Source organism: Terriglobus aquaticus, assembly GCF_025685415.1.
In the GTDB taxonomy this organism is placed as follows: domain Bacteria; phylum Acidobacteriota; class Terriglobia; order Terriglobales; family Acidobacteriaceae; genus Terriglobus; species Terriglobus aquaticus.
In genome coordinates, this window is the sequence record NZ_JAGSYB010000001.1 from 2,161,467 (window position 1) to 2,186,051 (window position 24,585).

Annotated in this window: 28 protein-coding genes and 1 tRNA gene; 25 read left to right on the top strand and 4 right to left on the bottom strand. The window is 58.0% G+C overall.

Translation table 11 applies throughout. From position 1 onward, the window contains the following. The first annotated feature begins 9 nt into the window (after positions 1-9). The 21 genes from OHL12_RS09045 (at position 10) to OHL12_RS09135 (ending at position 14,619) form a co-directional block, all read left to right on the top strand. A tRNA-Met gene (locus tag OHL12_RS09045) sits at positions 10-86 on the top strand. 175 nt (positions 87-261) lie between these two features. Further along, complete coding sequence (locus OHL12_RS09050; protein ID WP_263413497.1) at positions 262-1,461, top strand: tyrosine-type recombinase/integrase; 1,200 nt, start codon at positions 262-264, stop codon at positions 1,459-1,461. After that, entirely contained in the window at positions 1,451-2,110 is a 660-nt protein-coding gene (locus OHL12_RS09055) for a hypothetical protein (RefSeq protein ID WP_263413498.1), read from the top strand. The genes OHL12_RS09050 and OHL12_RS09055 overlap by 11 nt, the downstream gene beginning before the upstream one ends. A 111-nt stretch (positions 2,111-2,221) precedes the next feature. After that, complete coding sequence (locus OHL12_RS17410; protein ID WP_399261247.1) at positions 2,222-2,404, top strand: helix-turn-helix transcriptional regulator; 183 nt, start codon at positions 2,222-2,224, stop codon at positions 2,402-2,404. Between the two features lie 45 nt (positions 2,405-2,449). Beyond that, on the top strand, positions 2,450-2,701 hold the full coding sequence (locus tag OHL12_RS09060) for a hypothetical protein (RefSeq protein WP_263413499.1): 252 nt from the start codon (positions 2,450-2,452) through the stop codon (positions 2,699-2,701). Further along, positions 2,698-2,985, top strand: coding sequence for a hypothetical protein (locus tag OHL12_RS09065; RefSeq protein ID WP_263413500.1), 288 nt, complete (start codon positions 2,698-2,700; stop codon positions 2,983-2,985). Before OHL12_RS09060 ends, OHL12_RS09065 begins: the two co-directional genes overlap by 4 nt. Continuing rightward, entirely contained in the window at positions 2,982-3,935 is a 954-nt protein-coding gene (locus OHL12_RS09070) for a YdaU family protein (RefSeq protein ID WP_263415106.1), read from the top strand. Before OHL12_RS09065 ends, OHL12_RS09070 begins: the two co-directional genes overlap by 4 nt. Then, positions 3,932-5,686 carry an AAA family ATPase gene (locus tag OHL12_RS09075; RefSeq protein ID WP_263413501.1) on the top strand — a complete coding sequence of 585 codons (1,755 nt, stop codon included), beginning with the start codon at positions 3,932-3,934 and terminating at the stop codon, positions 5,684-5,686. The genes OHL12_RS09070 and OHL12_RS09075 overlap by 4 nt, the downstream gene beginning before the upstream one ends. A gap of 8 nt (positions 5,687-5,694) precedes the next feature. Further along, positions 5,695-6,057 (top strand): hypothetical protein, encoded by a 363-nt coding sequence (locus OHL12_RS09080; protein WP_263413502.1) that lies wholly within the window; start codon positions 5,695-5,697, stop codon positions 6,055-6,057. Then, positions 6,054-6,446 carry a hypothetical protein gene (locus OHL12_RS09085; protein ID WP_263413503.1) on the top strand — a complete coding sequence of 131 codons (393 nt, stop codon included), beginning with the start codon at positions 6,054-6,056 and terminating at the stop codon, positions 6,444-6,446. Before OHL12_RS09080 ends, OHL12_RS09085 begins: the two co-directional genes overlap by 4 nt. A 3-nt stretch (positions 6,447-6,449) precedes the next feature. After that, on the top strand, positions 6,450-6,875 hold the full coding sequence (locus OHL12_RS09090) for a terminase small subunit-like protein (RefSeq protein ID WP_344687543.1): 426 nt from the start codon (positions 6,450-6,452) through the stop codon (positions 6,873-6,875). Positions 6,876-6,941: 66 nt separating this feature from the next. Continuing rightward, complete coding sequence (locus OHL12_RS09095; RefSeq protein WP_263413505.1) at positions 6,942-7,355, top strand: DUF5681 domain-containing protein; 414 nt, start codon at positions 6,942-6,944, stop codon at positions 7,353-7,355. Positions 7,356-7,358: 3 nt separating this feature from the next. Then, a complete protein-coding gene (locus tag OHL12_RS09100) occupies positions 7,359-7,562 on the top strand; it encodes a helix-turn-helix domain-containing protein (protein ID WP_263413506.1) in 204 nt (67 codons plus the stop codon). 82 nt (positions 7,563-7,644) lie between these two features. Further along, positions 7,645-7,866: a helix-turn-helix transcriptional regulator gene (locus OHL12_RS09105; protein WP_263413507.1), complete on the top strand. Its 222-nt coding sequence runs from the start codon at positions 7,645-7,647 to the stop codon at positions 7,864-7,866. Between the two features lie 8 nt (positions 7,867-7,874). Next, positions 7,875-8,402: a hypothetical protein gene (locus OHL12_RS09110; protein WP_263413508.1), complete on the top strand. Its 528-nt coding sequence runs from the start codon at positions 7,875-7,877 to the stop codon at positions 8,400-8,402. Between the two features lie 517 nt (positions 8,403-8,919). Next, the gene (locus tag OHL12_RS09115) at positions 8,920-9,468 is read left to right on the top strand and encodes a hypothetical protein (RefSeq protein WP_263413509.1); all 549 of its coding nucleotides are present in this window, start codon (positions 8,920-8,922) and stop codon (positions 9,466-9,468) included. Positions 9,469-9,797: 329 nt separating this feature from the next. Further along, entirely contained in the window at positions 9,798-9,992 is a 195-nt protein-coding gene (locus OHL12_RS17415; protein ID WP_399261257.1) for a toxin-antitoxin system HicB family antitoxin, read from the top strand. Positions 9,993-10,169: 177 nt separating this feature from the next. After that, positions 10,170-11,366 carry an acyltransferase family protein gene (locus OHL12_RS09120; RefSeq protein WP_263413510.1) on the top strand — a complete coding sequence of 399 codons (1,197 nt, stop codon included), beginning with the start codon at positions 10,170-10,172 and terminating at the stop codon, positions 11,364-11,366. Between the two features lie 150 nt (positions 11,367-11,516). After that, positions 11,517-12,701 carry a glycosyltransferase gene (locus OHL12_RS09125; RefSeq protein WP_263413511.1) on the top strand — a complete coding sequence of 395 codons (1,185 nt, stop codon included), beginning with the start codon at positions 11,517-11,519 and terminating at the stop codon, positions 12,699-12,701. Between the two features lie 599 nt (positions 12,702-13,300). Beyond that, positions 13,301-13,666 (top strand): hypothetical protein, encoded by a 366-nt coding sequence (locus OHL12_RS09130; protein WP_263413512.1) that lies wholly within the window; start codon positions 13,301-13,303, stop codon positions 13,664-13,666. Between the two features lie 473 nt (positions 13,667-14,139). Continuing rightward, positions 14,140-14,619 carry a response regulator gene (locus OHL12_RS09135; RefSeq protein WP_263413513.1) on the top strand — a complete coding sequence of 160 codons (480 nt, stop codon included), beginning with the start codon at positions 14,140-14,142 and terminating at the stop codon, positions 14,617-14,619. A gap of 233 nt (positions 14,620-14,852) precedes the next feature. Here the strand turns inward: OHL12_RS09135 and OHL12_RS09140 are convergent, their stop codons facing one another. Continuing rightward, positions 14,853-15,347 (bottom strand): hypothetical protein, encoded by a 495-nt coding sequence (locus tag OHL12_RS09140; protein ID WP_263413514.1) that lies wholly within the window; start codon positions 15,345-15,347, stop codon positions 14,853-14,855. Positions 15,348-16,229: 882 nt separating this feature from the next. Further along, positions 16,230-16,637: an SOS response-associated peptidase gene (locus OHL12_RS09145; protein WP_263413515.1), complete on the bottom strand. Its 408-nt coding sequence runs from the start codon at positions 16,635-16,637 to the stop codon at positions 16,230-16,232. Between the two features lie 28 nt (positions 16,638-16,665). Between OHL12_RS09145 and OHL12_RS09150 the strand changes: the two genes are divergently transcribed. Continuing rightward, positions 16,666-17,286, top strand: coding sequence for a PEP-CTERM sorting domain-containing protein (locus tag OHL12_RS09150; protein WP_263413516.1), 621 nt, complete (start codon positions 16,666-16,668; stop codon positions 17,284-17,286). Between the two features lie 55 nt (positions 17,287-17,341). On the opposite strand, the gene OHL12_RS09155 is transcribed toward OHL12_RS09150, so the two are convergent. After that, a complete protein-coding gene (locus tag OHL12_RS09155) occupies positions 17,342-17,662 on the bottom strand; it encodes a hypothetical protein (protein WP_263413517.1) in 321 nt (106 codons plus the stop codon). 315 nt (positions 17,663-17,977) lie between these two features. Further along, complete coding sequence (locus OHL12_RS09160; RefSeq protein WP_263413518.1) at positions 17,978-18,265, bottom strand: hypothetical protein; 288 nt, start codon at positions 18,263-18,265, stop codon at positions 17,978-17,980. A gap of 926 nt (positions 18,266-19,191) precedes the next feature. Here OHL12_RS09160 and OHL12_RS09165 point away from each other — a divergent pair. The 3 genes from OHL12_RS09165 (at position 19,192) to OHL12_RS09175 (ending at position 24,127) form a co-directional block, all read left to right on the top strand. Next, positions 19,192-19,728 (top strand): ester cyclase, encoded by a 537-nt coding sequence (locus OHL12_RS09165; RefSeq protein WP_263413519.1) that lies wholly within the window; start codon positions 19,192-19,194, stop codon positions 19,726-19,728. Positions 19,729-21,201: 1,473 nt separating this feature from the next. Further along, positions 21,202-23,196, top strand: a complete 1,995-nt coding sequence (locus OHL12_RS09170) for a PP2C family protein-serine/threonine phosphatase (RefSeq protein WP_263413520.1) — start codon at positions 21,202-21,204, stop codon at positions 23,194-23,196. 694 nt (positions 23,197-23,890) lie between these two features. Continuing rightward, positions 23,891-24,127, top strand: a complete 237-nt coding sequence (locus OHL12_RS09175; RefSeq protein WP_263413521.1) for a hypothetical protein — start codon at positions 23,891-23,893, stop codon at positions 24,125-24,127. Positions 24,128-24,585 lie beyond the last annotated feature (458 nt).

Genomic DNA, 24,585 nt, shown 5'->3' on the forward strand with positions numbered 1-24,585 from the left:
CGTCACCCCGGCGGTGTAGCTCAGATGGTTAGAGCGACGGACTCATAACCCGTAGGTCAGTGGTTCGATTCCACTCACCGCCACCATAAACCCTTCTCACCAGATATCGCAGAGTCTCTCAACTTTAGAGATTCCGAAGGAAACAGCCGCTTCCTCGTCTCAGACGGTATCACAACTTCTTTTGACTTCTCACATTATTTGGGGGCAGAATCGGGGGTAAGTTGACTCGCAGCAAATCTGCTGCCCCAAAACTGCCCCACCATGCCCCTAACAGATGCCACGATTCGACAGTTGAAGCCCGCGGAGAAGCCTCGCAAGGTCTCAGACGGCAAGGGCCTCTACGTCGAGGTCATGCCAACCGGGGGCAAGCTGTGGCGCCTCAAGTACCGCATCCACGGCAAGGAAAAGCGAATCAGCCTGGGCACGTTCCCGGAAACGGGCTTGAAGGTCGCGCGCGAAAGCCGCGACGAGGCACGTGCCCTCATTGCTAAGGGCATCGACCCCAGCGCCCATCGGAAGGCCACGAAGCGTACCGCCAAGGAACGAGCGGCGAACGACTTTGAAGCGATCGCACGGGAGTGGTTCGCTATGACCGGCGCCGTGTGGGCCGACACTCACCGAGATCGCGTCCTGCGCCGGCTGGAGCGGGACGTCTTCCCTGCCCTTGGCCCACGTCCCATTTCCGAAATTACACCGCCAGAAATCCTTCAGGTGCTCCGGCGCATTGAGAAACGCACGGTTGAAACTGCGCACCGCGCCATGCGTAGCTGTGGCCAGATCTTCCGCTATGGGATCGCTACAGGCAGGTGCACCACCGACCCCACCCGCGACCTCCGCGGCGCACTCTCGACCGACAAGGGCGGCAGCCACTTTGCTGCGACGACGGAGCCGAAACGTCTCGGGCAGATTCTCACGATGCTGGACGCCTATCCCGGAACGCCTGTCGTCCGCGCTGCCCTGCAGCTTGCGCCGCTCGTGTTCGTACGTCCCGGCGAGCTACGAAAGGCGGAGTGGTCGCAATTCGACCTGGACGAGGCTACCTGGCAGTTCACCTCAAGCAAGACCAAACAGCCGCATATAGTCCCGCTGGCGACGCAAGCAGTTGCCATCTTGCGTGAGCTGCACAAGCACACCGGAGGCGGCCGCCTCGTCTTCCCTGGCGCCCGTAGCAGCGGCCGGCCGATGTCCGACAATGCCCTGTTGGTTGCGATGCGATCGATGGAGATCGGACAGGACGAGCTGACAACGCACGGCTTCCGTGCCGTCGCACGAACCATTCTCGATGAGACGCTGGGCTTCCGGCCGGATGTGATCGAGCACCAGCTCGCCCACAAGGTCAAAGACCCGCTGGGCCGCGCGTACAACCGAACGCAGCATTTGCCGGAGCGCCGCCGCATGATGCAGGAATGGGCGGATTACCTGAACACTCTGCGGGGGAAGGCTGGGACGAGTGCACGATGATCGAAACACAACTCCGATTCGCTATACGCCTTTACAGAAGGCGATCATGTGCCTGAGGCAGGACATCCTAGATCTCAGCGCAAGGCTCAAACCATACCCAAAGCCCGGAATTGGCTTAACCATCGAGGAGCGCTTTGATCACACCATTTCAGGTGCGGGAAGAAAGTGGCTTGACGATTTACAGGAAAAGTACGCCATTGACATCCAGCCACGCGTTGCTGAAGTGCTAAGGCAGTTCGAAGTGACCGAGGGCAGGAAAGTCGACACGATTAGGCGCGTAGGCGCCACTGAGGGCCAGAAGCACGAAACGTTGCAAGCTTATCTGGAGCCTGAGTCAGGTACTGAGCCGCCAGTCTACCTGCCTCCCCACGGCATGAGCTTGGACAAATTGGCCAAAGATCTTTTCGGTCTGGTCGGCGAAATTACGGCGGCGGCTTCGAAAACTTCAACCTCTAAGGCTACAGGTAACGCTAAACGAAATGCGGAAGCGGTAAAGAAGTTCGATGAGATACGCGCCGCAGCCAATCATAAAGTAGGCCCTAAAGAGGCCGCGCCTCGAGTCTTCAAAGAGATGGGCGACGCATTCACGTCCGAGAGCGGTTGCTTTGAGGTGCTGAAAGACCACAATAAGTGGCGTGACGAAGGGTAGAAGGTCCGTTTACCCCTTTTTTACCCCCTTATCACCCCACACCTACCCTTTGCTTGGCCTCTAGATTGACCTCAGTTCCGCAAAGTACCGCAGGGGCTTAGGAGGTCATCTATGGAGCAGCGATACATTCGCCTCCCCAGAGTTCAAGAGCTATACGCGCCCGTGAGCAAGCCCACTATCTATCGGTGGATTGCGGAGGGTCGCTTCCCTCGCCCGCACAAACTGCCAGGTGGTCGCGCTGTCGCGTGGCTTGAGAGCGAAGTCGTGGCCTGCTTGCAAGGGGAAGCGGCCTGAAACGAAAGGCGCCCTGCCAGGCGCCTCTCAGAAGGAGTCATTGCGATGAGTCTGAATCTACCAGCAGGCGCGCCGGTAGCGCCACAACGATCTGACAATCAGCCGCGCTTCGTGCTCAAGTGCGGGTCGCTTTTCCTAGGCCTTGAAGGTGCACCGCGTGTGGCATCCGCAGATCGCGCTCGCAAGATGAATAAGAGCGAGGCCGAAGTCGCTCTGAAGCTGCTGACGCGGCGAAATGCGGCGTTCGTGATGCCGTGGACGATCGAGCCCGCAAACGCGGAAGGCGGTGGCGAATGAGCGCGCTACAGAGGTTCCCTTGGCCGCTGACTCAGGAGCGCATCGAAGTGCTCGCGAACGTGCTGTATGAGCACGTTGACGTGTTGAATCGCTTACACCCAGGTAGCGCCAAAGCGGAGAGGGCACACCAACTCATCAATGACCTCCGCGGGCACTCCGTTGCCGCCGGCGCCGAAGATCCGTTTCCCTACATGGGTTACGAGCCGGCCTTTGCGGACACACCAGTACCCGCGTGGCCGGATGCGCGCTTTTTGCAGTTCGAAGACATGGAGGCGAAGGCATGAGAAGTCCTGCTTTTCGCTTCTACGCTGGCGATTTCCTCAGCTCTCCGACCGTGCAGGCCATGGACCTGCACGAGATCGGGAGTTACACGGTGCTGCTGCTCACTGCCTGGATGAACGATCGTCACGGCTACCTTCCCGACAATGACGAGATGCTGCGGCGGTGGGCGCGCATGTCCAGAGAGCAATGGTCAGAAAGCCGGGAGATCCTCCTGAGCAAGTTCCCCGTAGTCGAAGACGGCTGGCGAGCCAACCCGCGCATGGTTACTGAGGCGGAGAAGCAGGCAGCTTTCAGCGAATCACAGTCGGCGAAGGGAAAGAGGGGCGGCCGCCCGAGAAAAGCCGAAGAGAAGCCGGGGCTTTCTTCAGAAAATCCACAGCTTTCCCCGGGTAGAGCCAACCAGATGCCGAGTGCTGGCGCTGACGCGATAGGCCAGACGATCAGAGGCGAAGAAAAAGCCGGGGCTTCTGAGTCGAAAGCTGGAGCTTCGAAAACAGAAAGCCCAGAAAAGCCTTCCGTTTCCGTTACCGTTACCGCCTTCGGTAGCTCTTCTTCTTACGAAGAAGAGAGTAAGAGCGCTGACGCGGACACTCCCGCTCGGAAACGGACCACGACAGGGCAACAGGACAGACCGGACGGACCTGCAACGGCAGAAGAGCTCAAGGAAACAGGACTTGAGCCGGAAGACTTCTCGGCCTACATGGCAGTGCGGCGGAAAAAGCGCTGCGCGTTCATCGACACCGCCACTCGTGAGCGTTGGATCTCCAGGTTCCGCAACTTCTACGCCGAGGGCAAAGACACGCGAGACATGCTGCACCAGATGATCGAAGGGCAATGGCAGGGCGTTGTAGCCGAGAAGTGGAAACAGCGGCGGCAGGACCTCGTCGCCTGTGACGATCCTGCCCTCGTCTGGCCTGAGTTGTACGGCAACGGGAACGGGAGGCTCCAGTGAGCGCGACACCTCAGCAGATCGAGGTCTACTTCCTGCAGCGCCTGGATCCGTACCGCATCCGGCACAGCCGCGGCAACGAGTACCGCAGCCGTTGCCCCTTTCATGGCGGCAGCAACGTGACGGCCCTCGCTGTAAACCTCGAAGACGGCCTGTACTTCTGCCACGCGTGCGGAGCTAAAGGGAAGGGCATTGGCGAGTTCGAGATGCACCTGCAAAAGGCGGAAAGCGGAAGCATGCCGCCGATCGCGGATGCTTTACGCGCTGCTGAGCAGGTCGTGGGCACACCGTTCGAGCGGCGGGTGCACCAGGAGCCGGTCATTGGGAAGCGCAGCGGCTGGAACCGCAAGCAGGCGCGGGATCGGTACATCTACACCGACGAGACCGGAAACGAGATGTTCAGTGTCTGGCGCTTTGTCGACGCAGCCGGGAACAAAGTCACGCCGCCCGACCATCCATGCGGCTGCTCGCCAGATAGCGAGTGTCAAGAATGTGAAGGCGGTCGCGTCTGGGGGAGCAAAGGCGTTCGGCGCGTCCTCTACCGTCTGCCGGACGTGCTGCAGTCACTCGTCGTGTTCGTGGTCGAAGGGGAAAAGAATTGCAACGATCTGTCACGCGCGCTCGGCACATACCTTGCCAAGGCCCGTGGCTTGGCCGTAGGCGCGCTAACAGTGGATCGGGTAGGGGTAACCTGCAATCCGGGTGGCGCGAAGGCCTGGAAGCCCGAATACGGCTATGGAAGATACTTCCAAGGCAAGATCGTCATCAAGCTTGGCGACAACGATGAATCCGGTCGGCAGCACGACGAAGACGTTTGCCGGGATGTGGCTCCATTCGCCTCACAGGTATTCCGGCTCGCGCTCCCGGTTGGCGAAGGGGAGGACATCTCCGACTTTCTGCAGGAGCATACCGTCGAGGACCTGCTTCAATTACTGCCGAACCGTGTCGCCTGGCAGCAGCCGGCACCGCAACACGCGCTGGTCAAAGACAACCTGGTTCCGCGGGCGCTGCTGGTAAAGCCCTCCGAGCTGGTGCGGAACGAGTCTGAAGGCGGCGACTGGCTGGTAGATCGGTTGATCCCGCGCAACAGTCGCGGCCTCGTGATCGCGCCGCCGAAGACGGGAAAAAGCTTTTTCTTCCTCGACTTGGCGATTGCGCTGGCGACTTGCGGCCGGGTGCTTTCGCTTCCCTCGCTTGGCCGCCCTGTCCGTACCGCGATCATCTCTCGCGAGGATGGACCCCAACTCGTAAGCGAACGCCTTCGCGGCCTCGCGCGCGGCCGAAACCTCGATTGGAGCGATGTAGACCGGAACATCCGGATCAACACCGTGCAGCAATCGCAGACGTTCCGGATCGACAACGACGAAGACCTGACCGAAATGGCGGAGTGGCTGCGCGGTGAGGGTATCGAGTTCACGGTGCTCGACGTGCTGAACAAGCTGCATGGCGGCGAAGAGAACTCCGCGAACGACATGACCAAGGTAATGGCGCGATTCGATGAACTGGCTCGGCTTTCCGGTTCTCAGGTGTGCGTCATCCATCACACGAACAAAGGCGGGGGCGCGCGCGGATCCAGTTCGATCGCGGGCTGGGCAGACACGATATTCCGGCTGGAGAGCGACGAATCCGATGAGCGCTTGAAGCGCCTGTTTGTGCAAACCAAGTTCGGCAGCACACCGACCCCGCGGCTGATGCGCTACGTGGAAGACACGGCGGCGCGTTCGTCTCGGATCGAGATGGTGGTGCAACGGTGAGCAGCGGCATGGATCGAAAGACCTTTTACGAGTGGATCGGTGAACGCTGCTACGTGTCACTGCGTGTGGCCGGAAATGTGGCGCGGCTATGGATTTCCTACGAGCGTTTCTGCCTACAAGCCGGCGTTACCGCCGAGAAGCTCGCCTTCACTCAGGCCATTGCAACCGAGTTCAGCGTGAACGGCGGGCTGGCCGCAGGTGTGTGCCTACTGGTCGACTCCACAGCGTTCGGCAAGGCATACCCGGAACAATGGCGGCAAAGCGCCGTAACAACCCACAGGCTGCGTCGCAAGGCCCAGGACAGCCCGATAGACCACCCGGGTATCGAGAGCCCAGCACTGGGCAGGTCTGTGCGAATGGAGGCGGCATGAGCAGAGACATTTTGCTGGTCGGCGAAGCTCTCACGAACCGACAGTGGAGCTTCGCTGCCGTCTTCCCGGATTGGAATGCGGCTGGGCATTGGCTGAAGCAGGCGAACAAGGATGGCGAACGACGCGTGAGGGAGTTCGTCGCACGTGGCGGCGCTGTCTACTCCGGAGAGGCAGATGCTCTGAGCGGCCAGACTCAGGGCGGATTAAGGGCGGAATCTATCAGCGCCGCGGTCCCTGAGAACAGGGGAGAAACAGGGCCGCAGCCACTCTCGAAGGCAGCCACCGCGCATACTGCCACGCTCGTGCAGCAGTGCGAGACACCGGATGGTAGCTTCGCCGAAATCGCGATCATGCACTCTATCCCGCGCCCCAAAGAAAGGGTCAATTGATCCATGGCGAACCAAACGACACGAACCGAACAGAAGACGACTGCCTTCCTGAGGGCTCTTTCCGAGTGCGGTAACATATCCGACGCCTGCCGCATGTCCGGTGTTCCCAGGGCCACTGCCTATCAATGGCGCGATGCGGACGCGGACTTTGCGGAAGACTGGCGCAAAGCGAGAGCGATGGGCCTCGAGGTCCTTGAGGATGAGGCGCTGCGACGCGCTTACACCGGAGTGGATCGGCCCGTATACCAGGGCGGCAAGCAGGTGGGCAGCACCCGTGAGTACAGCGACACGCTCCTCATCTTCCTGCTGAAAGGCGCGAAGCCTGAAACTTACCGTGATAACGCCAAGGTGGAGCATGCCGGCGGTGTGGGGATCACGCTCATCCACAGCATCCCGCGGCCCAGCGGAACAAACAATGGCGGCAACTAGGACAAGCTGGACGCCTTAAAAGCAGCCCTGCTAACAGGAGCGCTTCAGAACCGGAGGACGCAGAAGATGAATCAAGCAACGACGAACCGCAATCCACCAGAACAGCACCGTTTCCAGCCCGGGCAGTCCGGAAACCCTTCCGGCCGACCGAAGAAAGCTCCGATCACCGACTACCTCAGGGAGCAGCTAGATCGGGCCATCCCCGCGGGCATGCTCGACAAACTCCGACCAGAAGAGCGTTCTTTCCTTGGCGAACTCTTCGGGACGTCACCCACATTTGGGCATATGGTGGCGTTCAAGACCATCCAGCAGGCGTGCAAAGGGGATGTGTTTGCATTGCGCGAGCTTCTGGACCGTGTCGAGGGCAAAGTGACGAGAACGGTAGAGCACGCGGGAGAGGTTGGGATCCGCACCATCTTAATCCCGCAACGGACCCAGACAGCAGTGAGCCAGCCGCCTGCTGCGCCGGAATGGGAGTAAGCGATGCCAAACCTCGGAAAGCTTATCGTCCACGAGCGGATGCGCCGAGGAATCGGGCCGGAGCCCTTCGCCGACGCGTGCGGTATCAGCCGGCAGACGCTGTACAGGATCGAAACTGGCGAGTGCGAACCGTCGCTGCCATCTCTGCGGAAGATCGCTCGCGTGCTGCACGTTTCGCCTGGAAAGCTGCTTGACCTCGGCGCGTAACACATTCGTTACGAACAGGAACAAAAAGCCGTGCTTGGCTGCATAGTGTTCTTGAAGAGTCTTTGATCGCAGAGAGGGAGCAATGCGCAGCGAGACTGTCGACACACTTCTGACTGCACCCATCGTCGCGAAGATGCTCGGCACATCGACCCGAAGCGTCCGCCACATGGTGCGAGATCGCCAGCTTAAGCCATTGCGGCTGCCGCATGTGCGAGGGTTCCGCTTTCAGCGCTCGGCGGTACAGCAGCTCATCGACAGCGCAGTCGACACCAGCGGAGCGCATAAGTGCGCTCTTGGCGCATAGGAGGTAACATGGGTAGCTCTGGAGTGAAGAACGACGCTCTGTTCTCTTATGGTACCAACAGCAATACTGCCAATCGGTCCTTGGGTCAGATCTCGCCCCTTCTTGCAACGGAACTGACCGGCAGCGACGGCTACACGCCCACGCAGCTATCAGACCTGTACACCGGTGCGGCGCAATCTTCCGGCGGCGGGCAGGCGGCGGCAGTGGGCGCCGGCAATCTGTTCGCGGCTCGCGACAACAATGCGGGCGGCTTTGGAGCATCGATTGCAGATGCTGCGCGGATGGCTGGAGACCGCAACGCAAGCACGGCATTGCAGATTCAGAATCAGAACACCGGCCTTGAGAACCAACGTCAGCAGTCTGCGCTTTCGCAGCTTTCCGACCTCTACACGTCGTCTGACCAGCAAGCCAATTCCTACCTCAACACCGCCAACCAGGCAGCACGTCCGTTCTGGCAGCAGATGCTTCTCGGTGGCATCCAGGCAGCAGGAGCAGCGGCACCGACCATCGGCAGGGCTGCGGGTCTAGAGGGCTAGATGGCTGTCGGGACGAGATCTCTCAAGCTCCGTCCTGGCTTAATCGCCGCAGTCACCATATTGCTCTTCTCTGGAGCTGCCGTGAACGCACAGTGGCCCACAGCTGACTACGTGCCCGCCGCTGCCTTATATTCCTACAACGGCACAAACTACTCGGCTCTTACCACAACCGGCACAGCCGGCCAGGCTGCAGACAATCAGCCCGGGATCGGGATTTTGGCTACAACGCTACCACGAAGAAGTGGTGTCCCTGCGGGCCATCGAATCCGTGCCTGGGCGCGGGCGGCAGTGGCGGCGGAACGCCGAGCGGCAATGCGGGCGGCGACCTCTCGGGAACGTACCCGAATCCTTCTGTAGCGAGCACGGGCGGCAAAACCTTCGCGCCTTCCGCTACGACAGACACAACGAATGCAAGCAACATCACGAGCGGAAGCATCCCCTATCCGCGCGTGCATCGGCCATCAGCACCGGGCTTGCTGCGGCTGGTATCATCACGAACACCGCCAAGAAAGGCAATGTGAACCTCACCTACACGGGCACCGCTCGTGCTGGACCGGGCGCGAACACAGTGCAACAGCAGCAGGCTGTATCTGTGTCGACGCCTTCTACCTGGTCGATGCCAATAGGGCCGCCCCCAGACAGCACACACAACATGCTCGCCTTCACCCTTACGAACGGCGTGTATGTGGGCGCATGGGTGTCGACTTCTTGCGCTGTGACCACTGGCACCGTCCCGGGTGAATGGTTCTTCAATGAAGGTTCGGGAACGGCCTCAGCAAATCAGGGTACCGGCCCCGTCATGAACATCGCGAATGGGACTTGGACCGCGCAAGCCGGCCTGAGTGGCGGCGCGCTCGTCTTCAACGGCTCTACGAATTCCTCAACGCATACCACGGCTTCTGCGTCAGGCACGGCATTAAGTCTCGCTTCCGGCCACCCGATGGGCGCGTGTGGATACTATGCACCGATGTCGACGGCGCTCTACTCGCGTGTCGTCGAATCGAAAGCAAGCACGGGCAGCAGCAACGGTGTCTCGGGGATGGGAGTTCGGGCTTCAGAGGGATGATCGCAATTCGGGACATCATGGAAGGGCTCGCGTCTCCGGTACGGATCAAGCCTTCAAAACTGCTCGCTACGCGAGCAACGTGCAGCAGGGTCGAGGTTGCGCACTCTGCTGGTCCAACAAGCTCCCATCGGCGCGCCCGCAGATGTTTTCGCATTGTGGACATATACGCAGATAATGTTCGTTTCATCAATGATCTACGATTCACTTGATTTTTACGTCTGGTACATGACGCAGGCAAACGCTGACCTTGGGTAATCTCCTTGGTGATTACTACAACGCATTACCTGTGCTGCTGCCTGGCGACAATACCTGATGGTCACGAGACATACATGGACGCAAAGAGACCCGTCACTTTCCCCCTCCGCCTACCGGCATCAGTTCGCCGTCAAGCTGAACTCGATGCGAAACGCGATGGCGTCTCACTAAACCAATTCATAACGATGGCGACAATCGAGAAGCTCACGCGTAACGCGGATCGAGTCCAAGATCCCACTTCCGCTTCAAATGACCAATGGCGCCGATAATGCAGTTTGTTGCTTCGACTCGGTCTTCTGTTCGGTTCGTGGCCTCTCGAAGTTGATATCACTAATGATATTGTCTGGGATGTTAGACATCACCTGAGATATCGAGCATGATGTCGCCTGTGATTTCACCACGCCTGTGGGATGTTCGCCAGTAATTGATCTGTCTAGATTCACTCCATGGTTCAGAGTGATCGCGCGACTTCCCCACGCTCCATTGCCTACAAACCCGAGTTAGAAGGTATACGTGCGATAGCTTTTGGCATCGTGTTCCTGGTCCACTACAGTACGCATAACGCGAACCTGCATAGTCATTCTCGTCTTGCGTATCCATGGCTTCTAGCGTGCCAGTTGTCATACTGCGCCGTACCGATCTTCTTCGCTCTCTCTGGCTACTTGATCACTGGTGTTCTTCTGAGCACTCGCGAGAAAGCAAACTACTTCAGCGTGTTCTATATGCGACGGCTCCTGCGAATCGCGCCTTTGTACTATGCGGTTCTGTGTGGATGTGCTCTCGTGGCCCTGGCAATGCATACTGGACTGCGTCTACGGCTCATTCTCCTTTTGGTTCATCTGCACAATTTTTGGCTGACCGACGATTTCTATGCAATCAACCCGATGATGAACCTAGGCCACTTTTGGTCACTTGCAGTCGAAGAGCAGTTTTACCTTCTTTGGCCTGTCGCGATATTTCTCGTTAGGAATGATCGATCGCTGCTGCGCCTCTGCTACTTTGCCATCTTCTTATCGCTATCCGCTCGCCTTGCGTGGTGGTGGTGGGCGATGCCATACCCGACTTTCGGCAATGTAAATTCGGTCTTTCGGTGTGACGCGCTTATCCTCGGTGCGATTCTCGCGATTTCCGAGAGAAAGCATAAGAATCTGGTAGAGAAACTCGCGTTTCCAGCCATCTTGTGTCTTGTCATCAGCTGCTGCGCCGTATTGGGGCGCGCCTTCTATTCAGGCACCAGCATGCCCGTAGAGCCTTTCGGCGTAGCCTTTATCTCTCCCCTCCTGTCGGTAATGGGTATCGCTCTGGTGATTCTGGCGATGAACAAATCCTCCGTCGTGCATCGTGTCTGCTCTCAGAAGTGGGCGGTCAGCTTCGGCAAGCGAAGCTACGGGTTGTATGTCATCCACCAGCTCTTCCTTCTAGTGACCTTGGACCGCGTAATACCATGGCTCGCGCGTAGTTGCGGTCGTCCGATCGCTCACATTCTCGGAGTTCTGCTGGCCCTTATAGCGACCTGCTGCGTGGCTGAGTTCGGCTATCGCTTCATAGAACTGCCAGGTGCGGGTTTGAAGAGGTATTTACCCTATCGCGACCAACCTAGAGTTCAGAGCTATCCGACAGGCCTTGGGCTGACGACATCGTAGTCATCGTCCTGGTTGTAATCAGTCCCGTTGTCGTCTTTCCTAAACAGCAGGCCTGTTCACCAATCAGCTGCTCAAGTGATTGAGTAGGCGGCGCGTCGCAGTATCACACCCACAAGGAAGAGCATGCACTTTCTACACGTAATACGTTCCATGCGAAAAGAGGGAGGCGGTCCCGCAGAAGGGCTTCGAATCCTTGCAGAGGGCTATCGCCAGGCCGGGCACACTATGGAGATCGCAACGTTGGATCCGCCCGGAGAAGCAACTACAGATGTCCTGGCGCCTGTGCATGCTTTGGGAGTGAAAAGCGATGGATTTGGCTTCTCCCCTCACCTCCGCCCGTGGTTGCGAACGAATGCTCATCGATTCGATGTGACTTTAGTTGACGGACTGTGGCAGTACCACGGCTACGCCGTACTCCGGGAGCTCGCAGGAAAGCACCCCTACGTTGTCTTTCCACATGGCATGCTGGATCCTTGGTTCAACAAAGAATATCGATTGAAGCACCTGAAGAAGCTGCCCTATTGGCTCCTGATAGAGCGCTTCCTACTCAACAAGGCAAACAGGGTTCTGTTTACGACAGATCGGGAACTGACATTGTCTGGCACCAGCTTTCCAGGTGCTCGCTGGAAATCGAGCGTCATACCATACGGTACGCCCGGACCTCTTGGAGATGCAGCGGATGAAGTTGGCGCCTTCCGATGCGCAGTTCCTGAAATCGGGGAAGAATCCTTCCTCCTCTTCATGGGAAGGCTGCATGCTAAAAAGGGCTGCGATCTCCTACTGCGAGCGTATGCCTCCGTCCATGAACACGTCAACCTGCCTCGATTGGTCTTTGCGGGCCCCGATTCTGTCGGTTGGAAAGCCTCGCTAGAAGAGCTTTCAAGAGACCTTGGGATCCAGGATCGAGTACTTTGGCCAGGCATGCTCGTCGGCCCAGAGAAGTGGGGCGCTCTGCGTTCCGCTGAGGCTTTGGTCTTACCATCCCATCAGGAAAACTTCGGCTTAGTTGTAGCAGAGGCATTGAGTTGCGGAACCCCAGTCCTCATCTCAGATCAGGTGAATATTCACGAGGATATTGTCGTGGAGAACTGCGGGTTGAGCGAACCGGACACTATGGAAGGCACCAGGCGGCTGCTCACGCGTTGGGCAAATACCAGACCATCAAGGCGCGCCCACATGCGAGAACGCGCGGTTCGGTGTTGGCGCAAACACTTCGACAGTGCCCAAACTGCTGCCAGCATCGCATCAATGTGCTCAGGTGTAATTCGTCACGAGAAATCGTCTGCGCGGCATCCGGAGTCGAAGTACCGCATGTCGGCGCACCTCCCGACTTAGACCAGTGTCTATCACACGAATTCCAGCGTAATCGTAATCTGCGCTTTCCTCCCTCAAGTCTCATCGGCCAACAAGCAAAGATTGCAGCCGTTGTATTGGATCCATCCGACCTAAAGGCGACCAGACACAAGCATGCGACCTTCTGTTCAATTCGTCTGTGTGTTCCGAAACAGCGACCAACGCCTGACTGTCATGTCGGATTTTAGGAACATCGGAGTACCTGCACCGGCGATAGCTGTCACTGACAGCAATTATCTTTTGAATCTCGTGCTGGATGAGCCGATGGTAGCGAATCTTAGCAATCCAAGAATCTGCTGTCCTTGGGGCAAGGGGCGCGTGGAGCACGACTGCTTCGCTGTTTCGATCGTAGCGGAGTCCAAACAAGTCGCCGGCGTCGAGTTGGTATTGGCGATTCACAGTGTCCAGAGGGTCGCTCTTAGCGACTTCGTGGCGAGTCCACAGGCTTGGGATGCCGCCTACTGCAGGTTCAATCGTTGGACTGGAACCAGAACTGCGCATACAAGCTGCAGCGAAGGTACTCACAGCAAGAACACGATCCGGACGTGCCATCTATTCACCTCCATTAAGAAGGAGTAAGAGTGTTTCTTCTCTCGTCGCTTTCCATCTACCCCAACGTCTCAAATCGGCCAGACGAGATTCGTTGGATTTCGTTGTGGCAATCGTTCAAACGATTGCTTCTGACCTCCAAGGAGAAGACACTCGTGATCTCGCTCGACCAGTTCGGTTGTGTCTGGTGTGAGGTACGTCATGGTGGTCTGCGCTTCGTCCGCTGCTTCGAAGGAGTGGTCCAAGCCGCTGAGGAACTGCGCCAAGTCGGATTGATCTCATCAGCGTATTGCCTGGAGATTACTTCCGGTCTGAACGGAACTGCCGTCGCGAATTTACACCGAGATTATGACGTCAGTTTCCTTCCGTGGCTTGGGTTCGACATGGACACCGAGTGAATACACCGGGCCGAAAAATGCATCATCTCGCGCGACGGAAAACAGATCGCCACTCAGGCAAGAGCGGCGACTCTGAGCGCCTTTCGCTCTTCCCGCCATCCTTGTAGTTGCTGCATCGCGGACGCACTGCGTCGCAGGACGGAGACATCATGCTCAAGCTTTATAGATTTAGCATTGCAATTATCGGTTGGATCATGCTCGTTACAGCGCTGCTCGGCTGGGATATACATCGCAACGGCTGTTCGCTCTGGACAAGGTAGCAGATCATCCCTGATTCGCTTTCCGCCGCGATGCGTTGTCAGCTAACTTTCACGAGCCGTAGAGCGCTAGAGCGGTTTCCGCATTTCAGATCGACGGCGTGGACGTTTCGCGTTTGGGCAGTCTTGCAGCTTACGCACAGACACCTTGCGGTCGGCAGGTTTCTATACAGGAGCTATACTTCGTTCCTTTGTCGAAGGTGAGGCAGTAGAAATATGTCTTCGTCCAAACGCATCTACCTAGTAGAAGATGACGAACTTGTTGCTGAAACCTTGGGCATAATCCTCGAGCGATCGGGTTACGTCATCACGACGTATGCGGACGCTGAAAGCGCTATTTTCCAGGTCGTTCAATCTGCTCCGGATCTGGTCTTGTCTGACGTTTCGCTCGCCGGCAAGATGACAGGGTTCGAGCTGGCAGACGAGATAGCAGGAAGCTACCCTGAAGTCAAAGTGATGCTAATGAGTGGAGCGGCCGACGTCCCTGGATTGTTAGGCAAGCAGCTGCCACCCAGCATGCCATATCGGGTGCATGCAAAGCCGATCTTGCCTATGTGGTTGCTCGGTGAGCTCGCAAGAGTGCTCGCCGAGGTTCCTTGCGGAGGAACACAGTCTGAAGATTCTCCTGGAGCCAGCCCTTCTCATTCGACGTCCTCTATATCAAACCCAAGCCAGGGTAAGAAGCTGACATCGTAGTCGGGAGGCAGCTCGATTCTCTTCGGGCTATCAAATCTGCGGAACAGTCGAGGTCGGACCGCATCTGAGACAAGGCCGAGATCCGAAAGCACTTCCGATGCTTGCTCAAGGTTCTCAAAGCAGCGAATGAGGCGAAAGCGATGAAGACGCAGTTCGAACGAAACCTCGGCATTGTCTGCTGAGGCGTCTGAAATGGGCGCCGCGCTTGTGAGCGTGAAGGTCATGCAGCACGCCTAAGCAGCACGGTTCCGCGGAATCACTTCAGTCTTTGCGAGCGGCCCATTGCGCCAGAACAAGATCAAGTCAATCCTGTAGGTGCCGTTCTCTGTGTCGCCGACCTCAAGCACACGACCCCATGCCTCACCTCGACTTCTCAAGGCCTCGCAGATGCCGCTGGCGTCGGGTCCGGTAAGCAGACCGACCAGTTCCCCGGGCTTGACCGTGATCCACACTGCACAGTCACCATGTGGCATCCGGCTCTCTACCAATTCCAACCTTTGCAAGCGGTGCAGCTTGAGCAGGGTTGAAAAGTTGGGATCAGCTTCGATGGCGGCTCGGGTGTCTTCAATGACAAGCGCGCAAGTGTTCGCTGAATGCCGTTTCGCTTCGGAATCGAGAACTGTGCTCAGAAGCGATTTGGGTTTGGGATTTGGTCGAGTCCGCTGCACGGTACGGCCGCTGCGCACGAAGGCGACGAAGAATTTGCGAACTGATGTGAACAAAGGCATTTGAGACCTGGAAAGTGCAAGGGAGTGGAACGCGATACGCGGCAAGTCGTGCTTGACCGTCTTTGCTAAAACGTCGTGTGCGGAGTCTATTGTCGTTAGCCCTTCACTGAATCCTGCTATCGACGACATCTCACCGAGCCTCATCCTCCGCAAAATTCAACACGTCTCCCGTGCTGAAGCGGATCGATCCGCATGCATCGGTTCGGCCTTCTTCAGCACGGGATCACCAAGGCCTGGGATCCGAGGGGACGTGCGAAACGCAGTATAGGCGAACTAAGCTGAAGCCCAGCTTAAGAAGCTGCGCCCTCTGGGAAGCCCCAGATGTGCCCTCTCCTTGCTTCTCGCAGGCAACCGCCTGGACCCTTCGTCGATGTGGCGCGCCGCGCATCCATGCAGGAAACAAGCAGCTTGTCGAGACTAGCTCGAAAGTTGTACCTGTTGTGTCGCCAATCGTACCGACTGGGTCGCGAGGTGGCGAGTATTGCTATCTCAGATTTGACTGTGGTTTGGCGTCACAAGTGAGGAGGTAAGCATGACACCTGAATGGAAGAAGGATCAGTCGACCAAAGGCAAACGCGTCGGTAGAGACGCGGACGAAATGAGGCAAATCATTCTTGAGCACATGGCGGAACTAGAACCGAAGAGCCCACTGTTCTTCGAACTCGCGTGTCTCGCTAACCTTTATAGCCGCATCTCGGAAAGGCCCTCCGAGATCTCAGCGAACGAGTGATCTTTTCGCGCAAGAGGTCTCGCACCCGCTCAGCCTGTTCGGGGTGGAGAGCGCCTAAACCGTCACTCTGCTCTCGTGCGTGGCTCCCGCCGTGTGATTAGCGTTCGCGGCAGGCAGCATCTCTGAATCAGCGGCTGTTCGGCTCGACAAACTCAGCCGGTGTTGCCGGTGAGGTATCCCACAAGCCCGCGAACGCGAACGGCTGGCCGTCTGCTATGCCTATTCTCATACTTCGGATTGTTCTTGGCCCGGATCTTGTGCCACTCGTAGAACGAACCAGTTGCGCCACATCCCGGCTTTCTCGATGCCCTCGGCACAGCGTTGAAGGTCGTAGGAGGAAACTTCTCACTCGGCTTCTGCCACGAAGGGATGAAGCCCCAACCGGCAGGTATGAGTTCCCGGTCTCCGCTGTCCCGGTTCATTCGGATGATCGGCTGTGTTGTGGTGAGCCGGATGTCGTCGTCGGGTGCGAAGTTTAGGTCTGAGAGGTCGCCCACAGCGGCATGGAACACCTCCGCGATCCTCTGCTTGTCGGAACGGCGACGGTAGCGACCACACATGCGGAAAGTTTAGCGGACACACAAAACGATGCGTGAGCCGCACAAGGTCGCCTTTTCAGCTTCTATTGCCGACAAGAGAACGTCAGAAACCGACGTACGCTGGGCGCACATCACATCAGGAGTTTCCCCCTTGCGCCTACGCCTTTTCGCGGCTGCCACAGCCATGCTTGCCTTCAGCCTTGCTGCCAAAGCTGATTCTCTAATCGGCAACACCGTCTCTTGTAACCAGACCAACTCAAACTCTGGCCTTGCCTGCAGTAGCGCAACAGCTACGGTTGGCTCTGGCGCTGAGTTTACCGTCTCTAACCCCTCCCTGTCCTTTACAGAGAACTTCAGCGCCAACTCTCTTGTTCTCACCTTCGGCCAAGATTTTATGTACGCATTGACCCAGGTGACGAACACGGATTTGACGACTCCATTCACATCTGCTCTGTTTCAAAGCACGACGGGAACAGACTTCAATAGCAGCGACTTTTCTCTCACAAACGGAAATCTGAATATATCGCTTGTAGGAGTGACGGTCGCCGCAGGAAGCACAATCACCTTCGCAATCGACACAGCTGCCACACCTGAACCGTCCAGCCTCGCTCTTCTCGGCACAGGTGTGCTCGGTGTGATCGGTGCTGCACGTCGTCGCTTCGCTGCCTAGCAAGGGAACAGCAGAACGTGACAGAAGGCCCAGGCGCGATGCCTGGGCCTTTATGTTAATGCTGTCCGGGATACCAGACGGAGGCTTTCGGTAGCCAAGATGGTGGAGCAACCGGAAGGACATTCTCAGCATGCAAGACGAAGACGATAAGGTCGTCACTGATCGCCTTGCGCAAGACAGCTTGTAGGGCCTTCGTCACGGTCGCATCATCACCGGTGCTTTCACCGCCATACAGCCCAGGAGCTAAGAAGACGTTGCGAGAGCCGATCTTCCAATCCTTGGTGAATCCATGTTCTTCCATGAGGTCCGTTATGACTTGGTCTAGCTCGGACTGTACGCCCGCTGGAACATGTACATGTACGAGGAAGCGGCCCATCGAACGATGCTAACGAATGTCAAACCGAGATCAGGGGACATCTGGCTACAGAGAGGAAAAAGATCTGACGCTGCCAGGATTACGACGCGTCTAGACGGCTCGCGGCAGGCGGGATAACCTGATGGCTGCCTAGCTTGGAATTTTTCATAGCAGATCAACTCCTAAGTGATGGCCAAGGCGTCGGGTGTAGACACATCCGGCGCCTTGCTGTTTCAGCACAACCTGCCTCCGTGGCTCTACAGCACGAGCAAGCCCCGATCAGCACGGCCCAACCAAGCCTGCTCATGTCTACAGCTTTGTCATAGCGGCCGATCTTCATTGCGAGCCGGGCCGTGACCGCTTCAGGCGTTCGTACTGTCCAGGCAAGAGTCGCAGGCGCACCATGCCACGCCGGGTAGAGAACAGCTTTCGTTCCATCTCGCTCTCTGCATGCATGGGCTGGTAGCTGGCATTGACGATCCTATAGAGCGGTTCCTGTGTCTTATACCGGCCCGTCCAGGGCAGAGCTGTCATGCCATCTGCCTCGGTGAACGTCACGCGATAGTGGTTCGTTGCGAGATCGAAGTCGAACGCCATGATGACGACTTTGAGTTGTGCTTCCATGCAGCGAAGGCAGAGCCGTGCGCCTGTGCAGCCGTCCTCCCTGGGAGGCAGCATGTTGCGGCATTTGCAGCAGATTGCGCCCCGTTCGATCTGCCGGATTGTGGATGCTCTCGGCCCACCCATGTACGCCAGTATAGGCGAACATAAGGCGAACCCAATCCACAGGCCATTCCGTGTCCCGCTCAACTTCCTACAACGGCGTTTATCGGGAGCTATCCAGCGATGGGCGATAGAATCGCCGGATCGAACAAGAGCGAGTCCTGCATGCCTAGAACAAAGGTTCTCAAAGGAGTTGCACACAACCTTGGTAGCTCCTTCACCAGCTCGATGAACTACTCCGAAGACGATTACTCGTTGGGACATATCCTGCGTTTTGCACGGCAGAGCGGAGAGGACACCTTGACAATTGACCTGCTCAGCGGTCGAGGTAGCCCAGCAACACTCCTGCAAAAGCCTCTTTCCGCTTTGCCGGATTGGTATTCGAAGATGTTCCTCCGCTTGGTCCAGAGCGCCGGGTCAGACAGAGAGCTGATCCAATCCGCCACTCTTACTTTGTCTTACGATCTGCAGCGTACCCTGCCGAGTCCGATTCCAAGGGAGCCACAGAGCCCTTACATTTGCGACGTTTCGATACGTGATACACGCGGCAGAGATTACGCTGCACACTTTGAGGGATGGTGGTTCATCGAACTTATGAACTGAACCGACCGGCCAAGGCATCTGCTCGTAAATGGTGGAATCCAAGCGCCTGGTTGCGCTCACGTAGAGCAGAGTAGCGGCTTGGTCCCGACAAGTCGGCTTGTGGGCAGTGGTCCGGCCAGGAGAGCCGTACCCGATCCGAATCGCTCGTCAGCTTCCCACAACGGCGTTTATCAGGACTTGCGCCTCGCGCTGACTCGAGCTGACATCAGGCGCCAAGTACCCGCATGGCAGTTGAGGCGGTGCGGTTTCAACCTGCTTACCTGCATCCTATGGTGGAGGTTCAGAATATGAGCAAAGAAGCAAACGTCGCAACGCAGAAGAAGATGGGCGAAATCATTAACAGCCATGACTTTGAACGATTGACTGAAGTCTTTGATCCGGCTGTCAAGGACAATGATCCTGCAGACGATCAAGGTCCCGGCCCACAGGGCTTTGTGCAGTGGTTTACGCAGTTTCATTCAGCGTTTCCAGACTTCAAGATTGCCGTCGAACATATGCTTGCGGATGAGAACAACGTGGGTTTTGCATACACCATCACTGGAACGCAGGATGGTCCGTTCAACGGCATCCCTGCAACAGGAAAAAAGATCAAAGTTCGCGGTATGCAGATATCGAAGTTCAACTCGGACGCAAAGATTGTTGAGCGCTGGGGAGCCTCGCACGAGGTGGGAATTTTGCAGCAGATCGGTGCGATGAAGCCGGTCGCTCACCTTGATGAGCCGCCCGTTGTCTCGACGCCGGCATCCACCGGAACTATCTAGTCGAGAATATGCGACCAAAGAGGAGCGCTCAGGATTCGGAGCGCTCCTCATCACTCAGAGAGATCGATCCTGCTAAGTCGGCTTCTCGGAAGTGATTCTGGTCCGACCATCGTGCCAGCTGCTCGAAGTCTCCACTTTCCACAACGGCGTTTGTCGTTAGTCGCCAACGAAAACAGACTTGCGCTTACGATCAATTCAGCTTTGGACACATCGGTTCTACTACGTAAAACGGCTCGGGTGTCGAGTTTTTCTCTTCGGAGTACTTCACATACCAGACGACTGCTGGTTGCGGTATGCCCTGCTTTTGAAGGATAAAAGCGAGTGAATATGTACCATTGCCTCTGCCGTGAAATGAAAACGCACGATCTTCCTTCTGGTAGACGGTAGCTGTTCCGTCCTGAGTCTTTCCATGCTCCTCGTGGACGACGTCGTGTACGGTCTGCCGTTCTAGAACGGCGCCATCTTTAGATCGAAGCTCCACGATGATCTGTTCGTCCAGATCGTAAACCGAGGGGTTGTTGCAGAGATCACCAACACATATATGTACCGTTCCGCAGAGGCAGGACACCCTTCGTGGTCGGTGCCTGAGGCTAGTGCAGTCAGAAGGCTGTGTCGCCTGACAAGCAGCTGTATGAACGGAAAGAAGCAGCAGGAACAAGTTGCGGAACGTGCAGCTCACCCAATCATGCTAGCCGAATCCATTAGTCCTGGTAAGTCGGCTTCTCGTCAGTTGAGAAGGAAAGCCGCTCCGGGACGGCTCAAAGTCCTCCCTACCGACGACAATGGCGTTCATCAGGACTTACCCCGGCTAGTGCGCTACAGTCTCCGTATGCGATCTGGGCAGACACAGCTCTGATGAATATGGATTTTCAAGGCGAGGGACATGATCCGCTGCAGAAGGCCTTAGCGGAACGGGCACCTTTCTTACATTCCTGGATCGGATCAGGACATCAGACACGCCTTCAGCGCGCAGGGTTCCTCCTGCTCTCGCTCTTTGTATTTGCTATAGGAACGACGATGTGGTGGGACTTCTTCAGGGATCCTTCTGGACGAGGCACTCTGGTGATCCTCATAGGGTCGCTTCCCCTTGCACTCGGACTTTCCGGGATCGCCAAGGCAATCCGCTCCTGACCGCCGCGCCCTCTCTCAATCTCGATAAGTCGGCTTCTCGGAAGTGACGCCCGTCGATCCCCACAACGGCGTATCTCAGGACCTATCCGGCCCGGCGTGCGCGCTTACGGCGAACGCGCACAGCCCTGGGAAGTCGATGATGTCAGCTCTGCGCCGGATTACGTGACAGGTGCCCGCGTTTCGCCCGATATCGTACACTGGCGGCACTTTGCGCCACAGATCATTTCTACCTCGCCTAGGTTCCAGGAGGCCTGCGCCCTTATGTGCAACATCGGTTCGCTAAAGCTCTTCTTTTCGTCCTTCAATCCTGAACCGGCTGTTGTTCACGAACCTCGCTGCCGCTTGCTGTGGCTCTTTCTGGCGGCGGTGATGTGCGTCGGCGCCCGCGCGCAGACCTTCAAGATTGCCGACCCCGGACCGGGGGTCGTGCCTATCAAGGGAACGTGGCAGTTCCACACCGGCGACGATCCGTCGTGGGCCAACCCGGCGTTCAACGACTCTGGCTGGCAGGCCATTACGTCGGAGGAGCCCTGGGGCGCGCAGGGGCATCCCGGCTACACCGGCTATGCCTGGTACCGCAAGCGGCTGGAGATCGGCCCGGGCAGCAAGCCGCTGGGCCTCTTCATCCCTGAGTCCGATGGCGCGTATGAGGTGTACTGGAACGGGCAACTGATCGGCAGCTCCGGCCGCCTGCCGCCGCACGCAGTCTGGTATTACTACGGACAGGACGGTATCTTTCCGCTGAGCAACGGCGAGGCTACCGCGGGCGTCCTCGCCCTGCGCTTCTGGGTGCCTCCTTTATCAACGGTAGGCGATCCGGCAGACGGAGGACTGCATGGCGCGCCGCGGCTGGGCCGCGTCTCCCTCTTGCAGCAGCAGTCGCAGCTCGCCTCCCTCCGCCGCGTGGACAGACGTCTTCCAGCCACCATCTCTGCGTTCCTGATCGGCGCCGGAGGACTGATCAGCTTCCTGCTCTTTCTGCGGGGGCGCCGAGACTGGCTCTATCTCTGGCTGGCGCTCCTGCTGTTCTCGTACCCGCTCGCAGCTCTGGCATCCGTATCGACACGAAGCGTACCCTTCGTGACGGATGAGCTGTTACAGCAGATCAAGGTGCTGTGCGAAGACGTCGGGCTCTGGTTGACGCTGCTCTGGATCTTCGGCTTGAACACGAGCAGGCGATGGCGCGTGATCACCGCAGCCGTGATCGCCGTCGTTGTGACGGCGAGCCTCATCGACTCCAGCACCCTTTGGTTCTGGCAGACTGCCGGCCCGGGGATCCTTCGCACGGACTTTGTAACGACGGAAATCTCCACAGCGATGTGTTTCTTCCCTGTCTTCCTGGTCGGCTTCGGGCTGGCCCGCAAGAAGACCTCATCGCTGGTTCCTCTGGGCTTGATCGCGGCTATCTACGGTGCCTGGTCACCTGCTCTCAATTTCGCAGGCTCCTTCTGGCCAGCCGTCGAGGAGCGCATGGTCCGTTGGGGATTGACGATAGGGACGTATCATTTCTCAGCATTCGCGCTGCTTGGCTGGCTGTTGATTCTTACGCTGGCCGTCCCGGTCGTGCGGCGACAGATGGAGGAGGGCCACCGCCAGGCGCACCTGGAAGCGGAGATGCGTTCCGCGCAGGAGTTGCAAAACGTCCTGATCCCGGAGGAGATCCCGTCCGTCCCCGGCCTGGCCGTGGCCAGCGTCTACAAGCCCGCGGCGGAGGTGGGCGGTGACTTCTTCCAAGTGATTCCGCCGGACCCGGACGACCCCGGTGCAGGCACGCTCATCATCGTGGGCGACGTGAGCGGCAAGGGGCTCAAGGCCGCCATGACTGTCTCCCTCATCGTCGGCACGCTGCGCACGCTGGCCGAGGCCACCCGCAGCCCTGCCGCGATTCTCGCGGGGCTGAACCGCCGCCTGCTGGGCCGCACCCAGGGCGGCTTCGCTACCTGCCTGGTGTTGCGGCTTGACGCGGACGGCACGGCGACACTGGCGAATGCCGGGCACCTGTCGCCCTTCCGCGATGGCGTGGAGTGGAAGGTGCCGGCATCGCTGCCGCTGGGGCTTGTTGCCGATGCGTTGTACGACGAGGAACACACGCGTTTCGGAGAGGGTGAGACGTTGACGCTGATGACCGATGGCGTGCTGGAGGCGCGGAACCACGAAGGCGAATTGTACGGCTTTGAACGCGTGGCGGCGCTGATGCGCGAAAGGCCAAGCGCCGAGCGGGTGGCCGAGACGGCGTGCAGCTTCGGGCAGGATGACGACATTACGGTGGTGTCCGTCGCCCGCGAAGGGACGCGCGAGCCGCTGCGGGTAACCGGCCTACTAACCGTAAGCGCCTGAGCTTCAGGCCTGGCTGTTCAACGCCGAAGGGCCACTCTCATCTTTCCACCCGCCTTCGCGACCAGATCGGTAACGGGAAGTCGGCTTGTCGGAAGTGATCCGGTCAGAGCAGATCGTCCGGGAACAAAAAATGGGGACTCCGTTTCCAGAGTCCCTCTTCTCCCAGGTCTGTGTTTGCTTTTCCTCTTACATTTTGATGCAGAGCTGCCATAGCAGCATCCCCCGACAGAGGCAGACAACTGTGACGCTCTACGTGCGTATTCGGTAATGCCACAAAAGGGGCATCTCGCGGTTGCGCTGAGTGAAAACTACTTGTCGGCTTATTGCGTCCCTTATATGACACCTCTTCTCCCAGGTTGAAGGTGTGACCTCACAGAGCGAGTCTTCGAGCGCACCGCTAGACGGATGCGACAGGCTGGCATGTAAAGGGAACGTGATGACAAAAGCTATCGAGACCCTCGCGGCTACATTTCGAGAGATGCCCTCAGATTGGCTTCGGAACAGTTGGCCCGCGATGGATAGTGCCAGCGCTTACGCTGCTAAAGCTGTGCTGGATGAGCGTGGCGAACCCAATACAGTACCCCTCAGAGCATACGGACCTGCCGAGTGACCAGGATCTCCTACTAGGCAATCAGCTAGGAGAGGGCTTTCACTGGAGCGGGAGGTCAGCTAACACGTGCTACTTTGGGGAGTTATGGATACCCAAAGCATCATCGAAGCTCTAGATCGAGAGATTAATCGTCTCAAGCAGGCCCGCGCCATCCTTGAGACACTGCCGAACTCTGAACCAACGAAGCGCGGTCCCGGTCGCCCCAAGAGCAGCACGGTTACGGCTGCGCCGAAGAAGCGGATCATGAGCGCTGAGGCAAGGGCAAGGATTGCCGCCGCTCAGAAGAAGCGTTGGGCTGCACAGGGCAAGAGCAAAGCCTAAACCACACGAGCTGCCACCGAGTTCGCCGCGTCTGTAGTCGAACGATGATTGCTTCCGAAGCGGCAGTTGTCCTTATCTGCGTGGAAGCTCAGCGGGGCATAATGGATCCCGCTGCTATAGTTTGCGCATGCTTTCAACTGGTGTGCTGGGCGAGCTGAAGGCCGGCGTGCGTCTTTTTCTGTACTCGTTGGTGTTCTGCTTGGCGATGTCTCCTGTATGCGGCGCTCAAAGCGCGCCAGCAGAAAAGCCCTCCGCTACGTCTCCGGAACCCTCACAGCGTTCAGTGCCGTCGGCATTGGCAGCGGCACACGCCTATTTCCGGGCTATGGAAATTCCATACCGGAGACGACCTTGCCTGGGCGCAACCGGGTTTCGATGACCACAACTGGGAGCAGCTTCCCCGCGACCATCTTCTGTATCGTCGGGCTGCCACCACGCGCTGGCATTCGGGGAGCTCG

Bases quoted from the DNA above. Each gene is read 5' to 3' on its own strand.
- OHL12_RS09095 (WP_263413505.1), top strand. From the start codon at position 6,942: ATGAATCAAGCAACGACGAACCGCAATCCACCAGAACAGCACCGTTTC.
- OHL12_RS09070 (WP_263415106.1), top strand. From the start codon at position 2,982: ATGAGAAGTCCTGCTTTTCGCTTCTACGCTGGCGATTTCCTCAGCTCT.
- OHL12_RS09060 (WP_263413499.1), top strand. From the start codon at position 2,450: ATGAGTCTGAATCTACCAGCAGGCGCGCCGGTAGCGCCACAACGATCT.
- OHL12_RS09175 (WP_263413521.1), top strand. From the start codon at position 23,891: ATGGATACCCAAAGCATCATCGAAGCTCTAGATCGAGAGATTAATCGT.
- OHL12_RS09105 (WP_263413507.1), top strand. From the start codon at position 7,645: ATGCGCAGCGAGACTGTCGACACACTTCTGACTGCACCCATCGTCGCG.
- OHL12_RS09085 (WP_263413503.1), top strand. From the start codon at position 6,054: ATGAGCAGAGACATTTTGCTGGTCGGCGAAGCTCTCACGAACCGACAG.
- OHL12_RS09100 (WP_263413506.1), top strand. From the start codon at position 7,359: ATGCCAAACCTCGGAAAGCTTATCGTCCACGAGCGGATGCGCCGAGGA.
- OHL12_RS09160 (WP_263413518.1), bottom strand. From the start codon at position 18,265: ATGGAAGCACAACTCAAAGTCGTCATCATGGCGTTCGACTTCGATCTC.
- OHL12_RS09090 (WP_344687543.1), top strand. From the start codon at position 6,450: ATGGCGAACCAAACGACACGAACCGAACAGAAGACGACTGCCTTCCTG.
- OHL12_RS09150 (WP_263413516.1), top strand. From the start codon at position 16,666: ATGCGTGAGCCGCACAAGGTCGCCTTTTCAGCTTCTATTGCCGACAAG.
- OHL12_RS09135 (WP_263413513.1), top strand. From the start codon at position 14,140: ATGTCTTCGTCCAAACGCATCTACCTAGTAGAAGATGACGAACTTGTT.
- OHL12_RS09110 (WP_263413508.1), top strand. From the start codon at position 7,875: ATGGGTAGCTCTGGAGTGAAGAACGACGCTCTGTTCTCTTATGGTACC.
- OHL12_RS17410 (WP_399261247.1), top strand. From the start codon at position 2,222: ATGGAGCAGCGATACATTCGCCTCCCCAGAGTTCAAGAGCTATACGCG.
- OHL12_RS17415 (WP_399261257.1), top strand. From the start codon at position 9,798: ATGGACGCAAAGAGACCCGTCACTTTCCCCCTCCGCCTACCGGCATCA.
- OHL12_RS09165 (WP_263413519.1), top strand. From the start codon at position 19,192: ATGGCAGTTGAGGCGGTGCGGTTTCAACCTGCTTACCTGCATCCTATG.
- OHL12_RS09050 (WP_263413497.1), top strand. From the start codon at position 262: ATGCCCCTAACAGATGCCACGATTCGACAGTTGAAGCCCGCGGAGAAG.
- OHL12_RS09155 (WP_263413517.1), bottom strand. From the start codon at position 17,662: ATGGGCCGCTTCCTCGTACATGTACATGTTCCAGCGGGCGTACAGTCC.
- OHL12_RS09145 (WP_263413515.1), bottom strand. From the start codon at position 16,637: ATGTGTGGTCGCTACCGTCGCCGTTCCGACAAGCAGAGGATCGCGGAG.
- OHL12_RS09080 (WP_263413502.1), top strand. From the start codon at position 5,695: ATGGATCGAAAGACCTTTTACGAGTGGATCGGTGAACGCTGCTACGTG.
- OHL12_RS09125 (WP_263413511.1), top strand. From the start codon at position 11,517: ATGCGAAAAGAGGGAGGCGGTCCCGCAGAAGGGCTTCGAATCCTTGCA.
- OHL12_RS09140 (WP_263413514.1), bottom strand. From the start codon at position 15,347: ATGCCTTTGTTCACATCAGTTCGCAAATTCTTCGTCGCCTTCGTGCGC.
- OHL12_RS09065 (WP_263413500.1), top strand. From the start codon at position 2,698: ATGAGCGCGCTACAGAGGTTCCCTTGGCCGCTGACTCAGGAGCGCATC.
- OHL12_RS09120 (WP_263413510.1), top strand. From the start codon at position 10,170: ATGGTTCAGAGTGATCGCGCGACTTCCCCACGCTCCATTGCCTACAAA.